The sequence below is a fragment of the Streptomyces sp. NBC_00775 genome, from assembly GCF_036347135.1.
Lineage (GTDB): Bacteria > Actinomycetota > Actinomycetes > Streptomycetales > Streptomycetaceae > Streptomyces > Streptomyces lutosisoli.
Genome location: NZ_CP108938.1, coordinates 5,034,032 through 5,049,610 on the forward strand (window position 1 = coordinate 5,034,032; position 15,579 = coordinate 5,049,610).

General features: G+C 70.4%; 9 protein-coding genes and 1 pseudogene. 5 read left to right on the forward strand and 5 right to left on the reverse strand.

The window, feature by feature from the left end; all coding sequences use genetic code 11:
• Positions 1-322 precede the first annotated feature (322 nt).
• On the forward strand, positions 323-2,995 hold the full coding sequence (locus OIC96_RS22465) for an ABC transporter substrate-binding protein (protein WP_330306110.1): 2,673 nt from the start codon (positions 323-325) through the stop codon (positions 2,993-2,995).
• Positions 2,996-3,029: 34 nt separating this feature from the next.
• On the opposite strand, the pseudogene OIC96_RS22470 reads toward OIC96_RS22465, so the two are convergent.
• Positions 3,030-4,210 (reverse strand): annotated as a pseudogene (locus OIC96_RS22470) (substrate-binding domain-containing protein).
• Between the two features lie 115 nt (positions 4,211-4,325).
• The gene (locus tag OIC96_RS22475) at positions 4,326-6,443 is read right to left on the reverse strand and encodes a serine/threonine-protein kinase (protein ID WP_330306109.1); all 2,118 of its coding nucleotides are present in this window, start codon (positions 6,441-6,443) and stop codon (positions 4,326-4,328) included.
• A gap of 253 nt (positions 6,444-6,696) precedes the next feature.
• On the opposite strand from OIC96_RS22475, the gene OIC96_RS22480 reads away from it, so the two are divergent.
• From OIC96_RS22480 to OIC96_RS22495, 4 genes are all read left to right on the forward strand, one after another.
• A complete protein-coding gene (locus tag OIC96_RS22480; protein ID WP_330306108.1) occupies positions 6,697-8,058 on the forward strand; it encodes an aspartate aminotransferase family protein in 1,362 nt (453 codons plus the stop codon).
• Between the two features lie 424 nt (positions 8,059-8,482).
• On the forward strand, positions 8,483-9,178 hold the full coding sequence (locus tag OIC96_RS22485) for a GntR family transcriptional regulator (RefSeq protein WP_330306107.1): 696 nt from the start codon (positions 8,483-8,485) through the stop codon (positions 9,176-9,178).
• Positions 9,179-9,401: 223 nt separating this feature from the next.
• Positions 9,402-10,052 (forward strand): hypothetical protein, encoded by a 651-nt coding sequence (locus OIC96_RS22490; RefSeq protein WP_330306106.1) that lies wholly within the window; start codon positions 9,402-9,404, stop codon positions 10,050-10,052.
• Positions 10,053-10,382: 330 nt separating this feature from the next.
• Complete coding sequence (locus tag OIC96_RS22495) at positions 10,383-11,792, forward strand: condensation domain-containing protein (RefSeq protein WP_330306105.1); 1,410 nt, start codon at positions 10,383-10,385, stop codon at positions 11,790-11,792.
• Between the two features lie 65 nt (positions 11,793-11,857).
• Here OIC96_RS22495 and OIC96_RS22500 read toward each other — a convergent pair whose 3' ends face one another.
• From OIC96_RS22500 to OIC96_RS22510, 3 genes are all read right to left on the reverse strand, one after another.
• Positions 11,858-12,610, reverse strand: a complete 753-nt coding sequence (locus OIC96_RS22500) for a hypothetical protein (protein ID WP_330306104.1) — start codon at positions 12,608-12,610, stop codon at positions 11,858-11,860.
• Positions 12,607-13,086, reverse strand: a complete 480-nt coding sequence (locus OIC96_RS22505) for a hypothetical protein (protein ID WP_330306103.1) — start codon at positions 13,084-13,086, stop codon at positions 12,607-12,609. Before OIC96_RS22505 ends, OIC96_RS22500 begins: the two co-directional genes overlap by 4 nt.
• A gap of 64 nt (positions 13,087-13,150) precedes the next feature.
• Positions 13,151-15,370 carry a glycoside hydrolase domain-containing protein gene (locus tag OIC96_RS22510; protein WP_330306102.1) on the reverse strand — a complete coding sequence of 740 codons (2,220 nt, stop codon included), beginning with the start codon at positions 15,368-15,370 and terminating at the stop codon, positions 13,151-13,153.
• Positions 15,371-15,579: the final 209 nt, after the last annotated feature.

A 15,579-nucleotide genomic window follows, 5' to 3' on the forward strand; every position in this document is an offset into this window, starting at 1 on the left:
TCCAGGGGCTCCGCCCCTTCGACCCCGTTCGGTTGTGTGTCGGGTGCGGGTGGGTGGGGGCTGGGCGCGCCCACGCGGCGGAGCCGCATATCGACACAGCCCCGCGCCCCTGAAGGCTCGGGGCTGCGCCCCATCGCCCCCAGCCCGCCCCCTTCGCCCCCAGCCCGCCCCCACCAGCCCGCGGGCAAAAGCACATGCGTGAAGGAAACGGAAGCGCTTGCGGCAACCCGCTGCGACGGGAGCTATCCGGCCAGTAACCTCTCAACTTCCATCTCTCAACATCCTTGGCAGCACGCACCGTTGACCAGTGGGGGAGCTCTGCGTGGCAGCGACTCAAGGTGGACCCGAAGGGCTTCCCGACGACCGGGCCATGGACTTTGTCCTCGGCTTCCCTACCGCCGTGGCGCCCGAGTACCGGAACCGGTCGAACCTCGCGACCAGCCCGCCGCTGTTCGTGCTGCGGGTGCCGGCGGCGGCGTACGAGAGCGTCGTGGACCGTGTCGTCGGGGCGCTGCGTGCCTCGCTGTACGACAACGGCAAGCTCGTGCCGTACGCCCATCTTCCCGCCGAGGACGACTCCGCGCTGCTGTCGGAGAGCGCCGGGATCCAGGTGGGGACCGGGGCGCCGGAGCACATGACGCCCGAGCGGTACCCGAACTTCCGTGTGATGCGGGACCTCGTCGCCTACATCCGGAAGAACCCGGCGGCCTGGCGTGAGGGCTCGCAGGCCAGGAACCTGCGCATCTACGCCAGCGAGCAACGGGCCCAGCGCGGCGGCCTGTTGGGCTTCACCCGGGTGGAGGGGCCGGACCTCGGCGGACTCCCCGGATTCCTGGTCGGCATCAGCTGGCTGTCGTTCGTGCAGCGGATGCCGAAGTGGCTGTGGGCCCGCTGGACGTCCCGCAAGGTGGTGCGGGGCTGGCTGGGCGCGGAGCCGGTGGCCGGGGGCGGCAAGAAGCTGTTCCGGGTGATGGACAACGCGGGCGCCGTGTGGGGGGCGCAGCTGAAGAACGACCCGAACCACGAGGAAGCGCTTCAGGAACTCGACCGGCTTCTGCTGCGGGCGCTGCTCGAAGATCTGCGGTCGCCCGCTGTCGGGCGGATCCTGCCGGGGAGGAGACGCAGGACCGCGCGGCCCGTCCTGCTCGTGGAAGTGCCACCGCCGGGTGCGCCCGGAGCCCTGGCCGCCGAGCGGTTTCTGCGCTCGCTGCACCGGGCGCGCGCCACCGCCCGGCCGCCGGGACCCCTCGTCGTGGCCGTGGGCCGGCCGTCCGAGGCGTTGCTGGAAGAGCTCGGCAACCCGGCCGACTCCACCTTCGCGCAGGCCAGCCTGCGGCTCGGCCAGAACGACGCCACCCCGGTCCTTGTGACCTTCAGCGACGAGGCGGTGGCCGCGCCGGGGCTCGACCTCCGCAAGGTCGATCCGCGCACGTTCAAGGTCAACCGGATGGTCCCCACGGGGATCGTGGCCTGCGTGACCGTCCTCGCGCTGGCCGCCGGGGGCCTGGTCATCCGCCAGGTCACCGCCCCCGCCGAGGACCACACCTGCGTCGGCGGCACCGAGTCGGTGGCCGAGTCCGCCCGTGACACGCCCGTCCCGGTGGACTCCAAGGGCTGGTACGACGCGGCGGTCAAGGAGATCGGCGAGCAGAACACGCGGGCCGAGCGGGCCGCCGCCCAGGGCAGGACCGTACGGACCGTGGTGGCGTTCGTCTCCAGCGTGCCCACCGACGAGAACGAGACGCGCTTCGACGGCACGATCCCCGAGCTGCGCGGTATCGCGATGTGGCAGCGCAAGCTGCTCGACGACGCGGTGTCCAACGACTCGGCCGTACGGCTGCGGGTGGAGGTCCGCCCCACCGGACGCGCGTTCAAGAACGCCGTGCCGGAAGCGAGGAAGCTGGTCGCAGAAGTGCGGGGCGAGAGCCACGACAAGGCGTACGAGAAGGTCGTCGGCGTGCTCGCGTACGCGCAGAGCCGGGACGAGACCCGGGCCGCGCTCCAGGTGCTCGGCGCCGCGAAGATCCCCACGATCGGCACCACGGCGACCGCCGACGAGATGCTGGCCGGCTCCGCGAGCCTCAGCTACTGGCCCTTCACCCCGGCCAACTCGACCGAGGCGCGGATCGAGGCGGACTTCGCGAGCCAGGAGAACATCGTGGCCGAGCCCGGCTCCGAGGCGAGCTGCTCCGCCGCCCGCCGCGCCCTCGTCATCGAGAGCTCCGCCGACCTCTACAGCCGCAGCCTCGCGGACAAGTTCCGCGCCGGCTTCCCGGGCACCTCCCAGGTGTTCAACTTCAACCAGGTCGGCGACTTCGAACCCGCGCCGCCGACCGGCGCGACCAGCGTGTCCAGCGCCGACGAACTGGCCCGCCAGCTGTGCAGGGCGCTCAAGGCGGAGCCGGAATCCGTCGTCTACTGGTCGGCGCGGGCCCGTGACTTCACCGCGTTCATCGAGGCCATGGACACCCGGGGCACCTGTATCAGCGACGACATCACCGTCCTCGGCGGCAACGAACTCACCAACGTCGCCCAGACCGGCGCCTTCAACAACAAGGACTGGCTGCGCCTCTACTACTCCGCCCACCGGCTGCCCGCCACGGACCCGCGCGTCAGCGACAAGACCCTCCAGTTCGTGGACGCCTACAACGCGTTCGTGAAGCGCACCACCAAGGGCGCCGACCCCTGGATACAGGACGGCCACTCCGCCGTCTCGTACGACGCCTTCCACGTCCTGTCCCAGGCCGTCGACCAGGCCCGGCTGCGCGACGAGTCCGTCTCCCGCGAGTCCGTCCTCGTCGCCCTCGGCGGCGGTGTCACCTTCAACGGCGCCACGGGTTACGTCTCCTACGACCAGGGCAACAACGCCCCGCCCGCCGACAAGACCCTCGTCCTGCTGCGGCAGTTGGCGGACCGGCCGGAGGCGGTCGTGGTGTGCGGGGCGTACAGGCAGGGGGCGTCCAGCCGGGCGGAGGGCCCGCCATGTGCCTCATGAGCGGCACGGAGGTACTGCCGCGCAAGCTCCGAGGTCACCCGTCGCCGCAGATCCTCAGCCCCACCGGCGTCCCGCACGGCAGATGCCCATGCGTACGGATCACGTCCTGGCCGCTGCCCCGGCTGATGTAGGAGAGGAAGCTGGAGGCGAGGGAGTCGGCGGGCGGCTGGCCGTAGGTGTAGGCGTACTCGATCTCCCGGTACGGGTAGTCGGAGGTGCCGTGTTCCAGGTCCTCGACGGACGGGGTGTGGCCGTCGAGGCTGAGCTTGTGCAGGCCGGTGGCGCCGATGGCGCTGTTGAGTTCGCTGTAGCCGATCGCGCCGGGGAGTTTGGCCACCGTGTTCAACACCTGGTCGGTGGAGTCGAGTTCGCAGCGCACGACGGGGGCCGTCGGGTCGTCCTTGTGAACGCAGTCGAGGGAGGAGTTCGCGATCTCGCCCCGCCCCAGCACCCGGCGCTGGAACACCTGTCGGGTACCGGAGTTGGCGTCACGGCTGACGAGGAGGACGGGCCGGTCGGGGCCGCCGAGCTGCTTCCAGTTCCTGATCTCGCCGCGATAGAGACGGCGTACGTCCGTGAGCGAGAGGTTCCTGACGGGGATGTCGTCGTTGACGACCAGCGCGAACACGGACACCGCGACGCGGTTCTCGCGCAGCTGCGGGAGGCCGCTCGGCTTGGGGCCGTCGGAGAGCGCGACGACGGGCGGGGAGCCGGCCTTGGACTTCGCCCCGGCGGCGGCGAGTTCCCGCACACCGGCCGTGCGGCGCGGGACGCCGACGGCGGGTTCTCCGCCCCCGCCGCAGGCGTAACGGGCGTCAGGGCCGTCGGGGTGAAGTGGTCCATGAGGTGGTCGGTGCCGGGCGGCTGGGTGACGGACACGCCCCGGATGGTGCGGTCGGTGAACACCGCGGTCAGGCCGTGCCGTTCGCGGCTCGTGTAGTCGTCCCCGGCGATGCTCTGCGAGCCGTCGTTCTCGATCCGCAGCAGCACGAGGGTGGCGTCCGTCATGCCCGGCGTCTCGTCGAACAGCCCGAGCCGTACGTTCGCACGCCCCGAACGCACGTCGTCACCGATCGGGTTGTCCATCTGGACCCGGTACCCGATCCTCTTGCGCCGCGGCACCCGGCGCTCGTACCAGACCATCACGGCGGAGGCGACGACACCGATCACGGCGGTGCCCACGGCCACGACGTTCTCTGCGCTCAGCCACTCCATGCGAGCCACTCCCCCGAGCCCTGCGGTGCGGACACGGTACGGCGCGGGCCGGGAACGCCCGGGAGACGTCAGGTGAACTTCAACTACCGTTCAATTGCAACTGCCTGATTCACCGTCAGCCGCTCTTCGTGTACGTCAGCGCCTCGCCCGAGTCCTTGTTCACGCGGCGCAGGCTGCCGTCGGACAGGAGGGTGACCTCGGAGGCGGCGCCCGGGGAGCAGGAGGAGGCCGGTTCGCCGACGGTGACCGTGGACGGGCCGATCTCCAGGGGGCCGCCGTCGGCCGGCGCCTCGGTCAGCGTGGCCTGGAAGACGCAGTGGTAGGTGCCGCTGCCGGCCGGTCCGTCCGCGATGAGCGACAGGACGGTGTCGCCCACCTCGCCCTGCTGGATGGTCAGTTGGCGGGTGTTGTGGCCCGTCTTGTTGTCGATGCTGGTGTCCCAGGTGCCGAGGAACCCCTCCGGGATCGTGCCGCCCTGCGACGCCGACGCGCTGGGCGACTCGGACGACGGGGACGGCTCCGACGTGCTCGGGCCCGGCGTCGTGGGCGCGCTGGACGCGGGCGACGCCGCGGAGCCGTTGTTCTTGTCGTCGCTCCCGCCGTCCTTCATCAGCGCGTACACGCTGCCGCCCGCGCCGAGCGCGACGACCACGGCCACGACGATCAGGAGGGCGGTGGAGCGGCCGTTCCCGCGCGAGGCTTCGGGCTGCTGGGGAACGACTCCGGGTCCGTACGGCGGAGTCGCACCGCCCAGGCCGTACGGGGAGGGGGCGACGCCCGGTCCGTACGGGGGCGTCGAGCCGTACGGGCCCGGCTGCTGGCCCCAGCCGCTCTGGGGATAGCCGTACGCGGGATGGGGCGTGCCCGGGCCGGTGGGCTGGGGGTGCTGCTGGGGGTAGCCGTACGCGGGGTGCGGGGTGCCGGGCGGGACGGCCGGAGGAGGTGTCTGGCCCGTGCCCGCGACCATCGTGGGGAGGTGGTTGAAGGGTGCGGGCTGTCCCGGCGCGGGCGGGGTGGCACCCCCCTCGGCCGGGGTGGGGGCGTGCTCCGGGGAGGCCTCGGGCGGGGCGGACGGGGGCGCGGACTGCGGCACGGGCGGGAGCGAGGACGGGGACGGGGACTGCGGCGCGGTCGGGGGCGAGGAGGGGGGCGAGGAGGGGGGCTTGGAGAAGTCCGGGACCGAGGCCGAGGCCGAGGCCGGAGCCTGACCCGGAGCCGGAGGCGTCGCCGGCACGGCGGCCGGGGCGCTCGGCACGCCGCCCGCACCCGCCGCCTGACCCTGCGCCTTCCCCTGTCCCTGCCCCTGCCCCTCGTCGGGGTTCTCCGTGTCCAGCAACTGCACGGCGTGCCGCCCGAGTTGGGCCACCAGGGCACTCGGCAGCCACGGGTCGCGCGTACGCCCGTCCGAGACGGTGTCCTCGGCGCCGGTGCGCTCCAGGATCTGGTCGAGGGTGGGCCGGGCGGCGGGGTCCTTGCGCAGACAGTCGCGTACGAGGTCGGCGAGGCCCTCGGGCAGGCCCTCCAGGTCGGGTTCCTCCTGGGCGATGCGGAACATCATCGCGTGCACACCGCTGTTGGTCGACCCGAAGGGAAGGGCGCCACTGGCGGCGTACGAGAGGACCGAGCCGAGGCAGAAGACGTCGCACGCGGGGGTGATGCGGTCACCGCGGACCTGCTCGGGGGCCATGAAGCCGGGCGAGCCGACGAGCGCGCCGGTGCGGGTGAGGCCGCCTTCGGTCACCGTCTCCAGGGCGCGGGCGATCCCGAAGTCGATGACGCGGGGGCCGTCGATGGTGACGAGCACGTTCGAGGGCTTGAGGTCGCGGTGGATGAGCCCCGCGGTGTGGATGTCCTTGAGCGCGTGCGCGAGGCCGGCGGCGAGGATGCGGACGGAGCGCTCGGGGAGTGCGCCGTGGTCGTGGCCGACGACGGTCTGGAGGCTGGGCCCGGCGACGTAACCGGTGGCCAGCCACGGGATCTCGGCCTCCGTGTCCGCGTCGAGGACGGGCGCCGTCCAGTACCCCCCGACCCGCCGCGCGGCCTGCACCTCCTGCCGGAAGCGCGCCCGGAACTCCTCCTGCTCGGCGAGCTCCTGCCGCACCAGCTTGACGGCGACGGTACGGCCCCGGTCGGACCGGGCGAGGTACACGTGCCCCATCCCGCCGGCGCCGAGACGTGCCAGCAGCCGATACGCCCCGATCCGCTGCGGATCCCCCGGCCCCAGCTTCTCCATGGCTGCGCCCACCCTCCCCCGTATGTGTGCGACAGACCGAGGATACGGCGACCGTACGGGGAGATGGATGGGGCGGTGTCTACGGTTCCGTAACAGCGCGTGCCGCTTCTGTGACGGGCGTCGTGGTGGCCCGAGCGGACCGTGCTGCCCAGCCCCCGCCGACCGCCGACGCGACAACATGTCGCGGAAAGCCCCCGACCACAGACAGGACGCCGATATCGCGTCCGCACCGTGGACATTTACGCTTCGGCGCATGACCCCTCAGCCCAACCCCCAGGTCGGCGCCGCCGTGAAGGCCGCGGACCGTGCGCACGTGTTCCACTCCTGGTCCGCGCAGGAGCTCATCGACCCGCTCGCCGTCGCCGGCGCGGAGGGGTCGTACTTCTGGGACTACGAAGGCAAGCGGTATCTGGACTTCACCAGTGGGCTCGTCTTCACCAACATCGGGTACCAGCACCCGAAGGTCGTCGCCGCGATCCAGGAACAGGCCGCAACCCTGTCCACGTTCGCGCCCGCCTTCGCCGTCGAGGCCCGTTCGGAGGCGGCCCGGCTGATCGCCGAGCGGACCCCGGGCGACCTGGACAAGATCTTCTTCACCAACGGTGGCGCGGAGGCCGTCGAGAACGCCACGCGCATGGCCCGGCTGCACACCGGACGCCAGAAGGTGCTCTCCGCGTACCGCTCGTACCACGGTGCCACCTCCACCGCGATCAACCTCACCGGTGACCCGCGACGCTGGCCGAACGACATCGGCGCGGCCGGTGTCGTCCACTTCTGGGCGCCGTTCCTGTACCGCAGCCCCTTCCACTCGGACAGCGAGCAGCAGGAGTGCGAGCGGGCGCTTCAGCACCTTGAGGACACCATCGCCTTCGAGGGTCCTGGCACCATCGCGGCGATCATCCTGGAGACCATCCCGGGTACGGCGGGGATCATGACGCCGCCGGCCGGATACCTCCCCGGAGTGCGGGAGATCTGCGACCGCTACGGCATCGTCTTCATCCTGGACGAGGTCATGGCCGGGTTCGGGCGTACGGGCAAGTGGTTCGCGGCGGACCACTTCGACGTGACGCCGGACCTGATGACCTTCGCCAAGGGTGTGAACTCCGGGTACGTGCCGCTGGGCGGCGTGGCGATCTCCTCGGCCATCGCGGAGACCTTCGCCAAGCGGCCCTACCCCGGTGGGCTCACGTACTCCGGGCATCCGCTGGCGTGTGCCGCCGCCGTCGCCACGATCAACGTCATGGAGGAGGAGGGGATCGTCAAGCAGGCCGCGCGGATCGGTGAGACGGTTCTCGGGCCCGGGCTGCGGGAGCTTGCCGAGCGGCACCCGAGTGTGGGTGAGGTGCGCGGTACCGGTGTCTTCTGGGCTCTGGAGCTGGTGAAGGACCGGGCGACTCGGGAGCCGTTGGTTCCGTACAACGCGGCCGGTGCGGCGAATGCTCCCATGGCCGCGTTCGGTGCCGCCGCGAAGGCGAACGGCCTCTGGCCTTTCATCAACATGAACCGCACCCATGTCGTGCCGCCGTGCAACGTCACGGAGGCCGAGGCCAAGGAGGGACTGGCCGCGCTGGACGACGCCCTGTCGGTGGCCGACGAGCACACGACGACTCCGTAGGCCGGTTCTTCGTCTGCGGGTGGGTGGGGGCCGGTCGCGCCCACGCGGCGGAGCCGCATATCGACACAGCCCCGCGCCCCTAAAAGCCTGGGGCTTCGCCCCACGATCCCCCGCCCACCCCCGGTTCTTCGGCCGCGGGTGGGTGGGGGTTGCTCGCGCAGTTCCCCGCGCCCCTGAAAGCGCGGGGCTTCGCCCCACGATCCCCCGCCCACCCCGGGCTCTTCGGCCGCGGGTGCGTGGGGGTTGCTCGCGCCCCTTTAGGGGCGCGGGGAACTGCGCAATCTTTTGGGGGTCTGGGGGCGGAGCCCCCAGGAAGGGATGGGACGGGTAGGGGCGGCGGGGGCGAAAAACCCCTTCCCGCGCCCCACGGCGTATGGTGGCCTGCTCGGAGAGATACGCGAGTAGATCAGGGGAGCGAGACACCATGCCCGGCAGCGGCGGCAATGGGGCCGTAACCCGCAGCACCCTGCGGCAGCAGATCGCGGACGCGCTGCGCGACGAGGTGCTCGCGGGCCGTCTCCAGCCGGGCCAGGAGTTCACGGTGAAGGAGATCGCCGAACAGTACGGCGTCTCCGCGACCCCCGTCCGCGAGGCCTTGGTCGACCTGTCGGCCCAGGGCCTCCTGGAAGCGGACCAGCACCGCGGCTTCCGCGTCCACGAGTACTCCCCGGCCGACTACCGCGGCATGATCGAGGCACGGAGCCTGGTCACCGACGGCATGTTCACCAGCCTCGCCAAGGGAGGCATGCGGCAGATCGACGACCCCCGCGCCGTCGCCGCCCTCGCCGCCGTCCGCCGCCGCGGCGAGGAGGCCCAGCGAGCCGCCGCCGCAGGCGACCTGAACATCCTCATCGGCTACGACCTCCGCTTCTGGCGCGAGCTCAGCGGCCTCTTCGGCAACCCCTACCTCGCCGACTTCCTGCACCGGCTGCGCGTCCAGTCGTGGGTCTGCGCGGTCCAGTACCTGCGCCGGGTGGACGACCTGAAGGGCCACCTGTGGTCCGGCCACACGGAGCTCGTGGACGCGCTGGCCCGGCGCGACCCGGCCGCCGCGCACGCGATCGTCACGGAGTACAGCGCCCACTCCCTCGCCCTCATCGAGCGCCTGGCCGCCGGGTGATCTCTTCGGCCCGGCCGGCACCAACCAGCCCGTCCGGCGTTTGAGGACGAGCCTTTCGGGCGATCGGGGGTTTGGGGGCACTTCATCGATCAGCGGCTCCGCCGCGGCCCCACCGCCACCGGCCCGCCCACCACGGACTTGTGCACCGGGACTTCCCAGAACCGCCGCGCGCATTACGCTGCCCTGACCACCCTGAACCCCAAGGAGCAAGAGGAGCCGTCTGTTGGCCTGTGACCTGTGGTTGGTCCCGCTCGTCGACGTGCTGTGCCACACCCCCGACAACCCCTTCGCCGAGGAACTCGCGCTCTACGACAAGGTGCTGGCCGAGGCCGGACTCCCGCCGGTCCCGGTGTACGCGTACATGCCCGGACTGTCGGGTGACGTGGCCCCGGTCGCCGGGTTCGACTACGACGCGCTGCACTTCCTGCGCCGCGCGTATCTCCTCCAGATGTGCGGACTCGCGGTGACCCCGGTGGACGAACTGGGCGGCGACTACGAGCAGTTGCTGGAGATGTTCGAGACGAACGCCCAGCAGTCCCACCTGGTCTGGCACTACGACCACGCGGGCGCGTACGTCCCCGTCGACTTCCCGCACCCGCTCGCCAACGACGAACTTCTCGCGGGCGGCGGCCCCTTGGGCTCCTCACAGACCCTGCTGCGCGAACTCGAGTTCGTCGCCCCGTCGATCGGCATCGACCCGGCGAATCCTCCGGCGGCTCCCGAGCCTCCCATGGCCCCCACGGAGCTGGAGGAGCCCGCCGCCCCCGCCCCGTACGATTCCAGCCCCTTCGCCCGTGAACGGCACGTCTGGCTGGGCCTGCACGCGGCCGCGACCCGGAGCCTCGCCCAGGGCTCGATGATCATCTTCAGCTGAGGAGAGACACGAGGGGAGGCAGTACGTCAGTGCCGGTGGCGTCGAAGTTCAGGAAGAACGGCGCGGCGAAGACCGGCATCCGGGAGCTGTCCTCCATGTCGAAGACCAGGAAGCAGGTGGGTCGCTCTCAGCAGTACGCGCATCGCACTCACCTTCTTCCGGTCGACGCACGCAAATGCACCCAAAAGGTGCACGTTCAGGTCATGCCCGTTACTCTCCGCACGCACGGAGAGCCCCCTGATCCCGTCGTCCGATCCCGTCGTCTCTTTAGCATCACCCGTTCGTTGGGCTGGTCGTGGGCATCGAGGGATGCCGCGATCGGAGAGCCCCGTGCGTATGACCGACCTCCAGCGTTGCGAGATGCGGCCCGGACGTCTCGTCGAGTGGACGTTGCATCCGGCGGCCGTCGAGGCCGCGGCGAGACTGCCCGACGACGAGCGGCCACCCGCGTACGTGCAGGAGTCGCACGTCCGGACGGCGCGCTCGGTGCACGAGGACGGTCTGTTCGTGCCGACATGGCTGGGGGCGACGTTCGACATCCCGGGGAGGCTCGATCTCGACGTGCTGCAAGGCGCGTTGCGGGCATGGACGCTGCGGCACGAAACGCTGCGCAGTGGCTTCCGGTGGGCCGGTGACGAGATGCGCCGCTTCACTCTGGACGCCGACGACGTCGTACTGCACCGCGAGGACAAGGGCCGCTTCGCCGAGGCGGCCTCGCTCACCCGCTACTTGCAGGACCGTTTCGACGTCGTGGCGAACGCGCTGACCTGGCCGAACTTCATCTACACCGCGGTCGTCAGGGAGGACGGCGCGAGTGTCCGCATGGCGTTCGACCACAGCAACGTGGACGCCTACTCGATCTACCGCATCCCCGCCGAGATCCACGAGCTCTATGCGGCCGGACTCGAAGGCCGCGCCATGGACACGGCACCGGTGGCCAGTTACGTCGACTTCTGCGCGAGCGAGCGCACGAACGCCGACCGGATCGACGACACGCACGCGATCGTGGCCCGCTGGCGGGAGTTCATCGGCCGCTGCGACGGAAAGCTGCCGAACTTCCCCGTCGACCTCGGGCTCGACCCCGAAGGACCCCTGCCCGGCCAGAAGCTGATGCACGAGATGCTCGTGGACGACGCGGACGCGGCGGCCTTCGAGGCGCGCTGCCGCCCGTACGGCGGAAGCCTCGTCGGCATCCTCGCGGCCACCGCCCTGGCCGTCCGCGAGATCGGCGGGCAGGAGGTGTACCGCACCGTCGTGCCGTTCCACACCCGGGCGAAGTCCCAGTGGTCGGACTCGGTGGGCTGGTACGTGGGCGGCGCGCCGATCGAGGTTCCCGTGGCGCGGGCGACGGACTTCGACAGCGCGCTGGAGATGGTGCGGGCCGCGCTGCGGGAGAGCCGCCCGCTCGCCCGGATGCCCATCGCGCGCGTGCTCCGGCTGCTGGGCGCCGACTTCCGGCCCACGTCCCCGGACCTCTACTCGATCGTCTCGTTCGTCGACGCGCGCGGCGTGGTGGGATCGGAGCGGTGGCGGGACCTGAAGGCGTACGGACTGATCAGGGTGTCGTCGGGCGACCAGGTGTGCGCGTGGACGACCCGGCTGCACGAGGGCGTGCAGTTCGCCGCCCGCTACCCGGACACCGACGTGGCGTACAAGAACATGTGCCTGTACGTCGACCGGCTGCGGGACCTCATCGTCACGGCGGCACGGCACCCGGCCGCACAGGCCGTACGGGTCTGAGAACCCCGGCGGCCCGGCCCTCGGCGAGGACTGGGCCGCCACCACCGCCAGGTTCGTCAGGCCCGTCAGGCCTGCTGACCTGCCAGCCGCTTCGCGGCCTTGCGGCGGGCCGGCTGGAGAGGGTCGACCAGGACACCCGAGCCCAGGCCGGGGGTGAAGTTCCAGCCGCGGATCTTCTCCGCGACCTGGACCAGGCGCGCGTCGCCTGGATGTACGTCGATCGAGAACAGCGACTCGTCCGGCCTGCGGTCGTCGCCGCCCCAGCGGATCACGCCCTCGCAGTCGGCGAGGATGTCGCGGAGGGTCAGCTCCTGGAGGGGGTAGAAGCCACCGCGCGCCCCGGAGGGGTAGGAGCCGGGACGGATCTGTACCGCCGTACCGGATGCCAGGTTGGATTCCGCCAGGCCCTTGCGGACCGTCCCCGGTGTGCGCCAGCCGACGACGTCGCCCTTGCGGAGCGTGTCGATCTCGTAGTGGAAGCGACGGATGACGTGGACGAGGACCGTCTCGACGTCACCCATGCGCACCTGTACGTCCACGGGGGTGCCGGGAACGGGTCTGGTGTAGATGTTGCCGCGGTCGTTGGCCACCTTCTCCATCTCCCAGCCGTTCTTGGACTTGATGCCGCTCTCCACGCGGGCCTTGCGCTCCGCGGCCTTCTGCTGCGCCTTCTTCAACGCCTTGCGGAGCGCGGCCGGGTCGGGGTTCTTGTCCGCCGCGTATCCCGGCGTGGCGAGCACTTGTGATCCGACCGTGGCGCCTGCGGCTATGAAAGCGGCGCGACGCAGAACGGTGCGTCGCGGCAAGTTCGCCGTCATGAGATTTCCTCCTTGCGTCGGGCGTTCGCGAATCCGGTGAGAGTGAGGGCTACGGCGGCCACTCCCAGCACGGCTACCGCCGGGTTGATGTACGACGGGATGACCGCTTCGACCGTGTGTCCGTCACTGGTACGGCAGCCGAAGTGCAGCGGGATGAACGAGGGTTCGTATCCGGTGAGCCGGCGCGTACCGATCGCCGTATGGCAGGCCTGCGCCTGGTCCGGGTCGTCGAAGAAGACGAGGTGCAGGACGCCCCAGGTGTACATGCCGGCCATCGCGGCCCACGCCAGGACGGCGGCGGACTTGAGGGCGGCCCCAGCCGTGGCGGCCTTCCCGGCCTTCGCGGCCTTCCTGGCGCGGAACACCAGTCTGATCCCGTAGACCGTGAGCCACGGGGTGGCGACAAGGCCGACCAGGGTCAGCAGGAGGACGGCGGTGCCGTCGTGGCCGGCGTACGGCTGGTCTCCGGACATCATGCGCATCGCTTCCTTACGCCTGCTCTTGCGCCTGCTCTTGCGCCTGCGGGGAGATCTGCGCGGTCTATACGTTCCTGGAGATCGAGTTGTACTTCTCCATCACGTAGTACAGCCCCAGGCGCTTCTTCGCCTCGGTGAACGCGGGTTCGGCGGGACCCTGGTAGCGCCGCAGGACGTCGTAGATCTCCGAGTCGGTGTAGTCCAGGCGCGGCGACCGCATCGCGGGGGAATCGTCGTCTCCGCCGGGCTTCCCGTCGATGTCCCACATGTGGATCATGAAGACGCTGGTGAGGGCGAAGCTCTCGTCGTCGTGCGCCTTCTTCCAGATCGAGTACTTGTCGTCGTCCTTGGACGCGTCGAGGATCGGCCGGCCCGTCACATATCCCTTGGTGAGACAGTGGTTCCACGCGCCGACGAGGGTGAGGGCGCGCTGCTTGGCGATGCCCGTGGACGTGTCCTTGATGTACTGGCCCGTCGTGTTGTACGCGAGGATCACGGCTTCCCAGGCCGCCTCGTCCAGCGGCTCGATGTGCCGCATCTCCCAGTACGCCGATGTCTGGACCAGCGCCTTGCGCATGTTGTACCGGTTCGACAGCTCCGTGATGACGTCGTCGTGGTCGACCACGGTCGACTGGAAGCACTTCCAGTGCTGGTAGCTGCGCGTACCGCCGTCGAGCGGGTAGCCGAGGGACTCCATGTACTTGCCGACGTCCGTCTGCATGGCCGTGAGGACGGAGTCGTCGAGGCGGGTGTCGGCCTTCTGCACGCGCGGCGGGTTGAAGGAGCCCTGGCCGGTGTCGCGGCCCGAGGCGATGTTGTTGTCGATCTCGATCGCACCGGCGCCGGTGCCGACAGTGCGGGTGACGATCTGGTCGTAGGCCCAGTTCGTGGGCAGCGGGTAGCCGAAGTTCCCGGAGAAGCCGGAGGACATGTCGGAGACGAACGAGGCGGACGCGTGGCCGGCTTCGCCGACGCGGGTGCACACGTTGCGCGGACCGTAGACGCCTATCGCGTACCGGTTCCCGTCGTCGGCTATCGCGTCCTCGATGCCCTTGAAGTGAGGCAGGACGTTGGAGGTGACATCCCCGTCCAGGGCGTCGAAGTCGACGGCGAAGAAGATCCTGGTGCCGGACTTGAAGCCGTGGTCCAGGGCGGCGTTGACCGCGGCCTGCCCGGCGGTACGGCCCGCGATGTAGCTGAAGTCCGAGGCGTCCCGGCCGAAGGTCTGGTAGATCGGGTAGCAGCGCAGGCCCGCGTCGGCGATGGTCTGCAGCTCGCCCGCCTGGATCGCCTTCTCCGGCAGGGAGGTCGTACTCGGGTTGGTCAGGTACCGCCCGATGTACGTGATGCCCTCGGCCTTCAGCGCGGCGGCCCGGGCCGGTGTGATCCGCGTGACGCCGTCGCAGGCCTCGCCCTTGCGCGCCTGGTCGCCGTAGGAGACGAGGAGGGAGGCCCAGGTCGAGAAGTCCCCCTTGCCGGTGACGGGGAGCTTCGCGAACGACTGGAAGTCGGAGACGGCCGAGGCGAGGGAGCTGGTGAAACTGGAAGTGAAGCCGACGGGCCGCTGGTTGAGGACCATGCCGGCGGAGAACAGCTGCACCCACGGGCCCGAGTCGCCGGACGCGACGGTGTGGCTCTTCAGCCCGCTCTGGGTGCCCGGGCCGAAGACGCCGTTGGCCGTGCCGTCGGCCATGCCGAGCTCGTACTGGACGGCGAACAGCATGGACTTCGCGACGTCACGCGAGTGGTGACCGTCGGCCGGGATGATGAAGAAGTCCTTGCGGCCCACGTACTGCCCGTTCAGCCATCTCTGCACGGCCCGGATGCTGTCCGAGCCGCTGTTGACGGTGACGTAGGCGTCCATGTTCAGCAGACCCTTGAACACCTTCGGCACCAGGTCGCCGCCGGGGTAGGTGAAGTCCACCCCCATGTTCTGCTTCAGCTGGGCCATCGACGACTGGACGCGGGAGTTGTACGTCCCGTCGATGTCGCCGCCGTCGTAGCCCTTGCAGTACAGGCCTGACTGGATGATCCGGGCGAAGTTCTCGGACGGGACCGTGGCACTGCTGAGGCTCGGGTACTTCGACGCCAGCGTGGACAGCGTGGTCGGGCCGAAGGTGTCCGAGAGCGTCGTGATGCCCAGCTCGTACTGGAGGGCACGGGTGAGGCCGAACATCGTCGTCCACCCGGTGACCCCGGTCTCGGGGATACGGTCGATACCCAGCTTGCCTTCGTAGGCGCCGTTGATGAACTGCTGTGCCTTGCGCACCATCTCGTCGGCCACGGGGGCTCCTGTTCCGTTGCGGAGGTACTCGTACTCGGTCGACAAATCGGTCGAGAGGAGAGTCGTTCGAGAAGTCGTGCAACGTCTGGTGGCCGCCGGGCGTGTGATCACCATAGGCACGGCCCGATGGTCAACTGCAAGTAAAATCGGGCGGGTTGGGGCCTCCTGACGCAAAGACGCCACCGCGGCCGACACCCTCCGGAGGGAGG

Excerpts from the sequence above, each read along its gene's own strand:
- OIC96_RS22475 (WP_330306109.1), bottom strand. The coding sequence starts at position 6,443 with ATGGAGAAGCTGGGGCCGGGGGATCCGCAGCGGATCGGGGCGTATCGG.
- OIC96_RS22480 (WP_330306108.1), top strand. The coding sequence starts at position 6,697 with ATGACCCCTCAGCCCAACCCCCAGGTCGGCGCCGCCGTGAAGGCCGCG.
- OIC96_RS22485 (WP_330306107.1), top strand. The coding sequence starts at position 8,483 with ATGCCCGGCAGCGGCGGCAATGGGGCCGTAACCCGCAGCACCCTGCGG.
- OIC96_RS22500 (WP_330306104.1), bottom strand. The coding sequence starts at position 12,610 with ATGACGGCGAACTTGCCGCGACGCACCGTTCTGCGTCGCGCCGCTTTC.
- OIC96_RS22505 (WP_330306103.1), bottom strand. The coding sequence starts at position 13,086 with ATGATGTCCGGAGACCAGCCGTACGCCGGCCACGACGGCACCGCCGTC.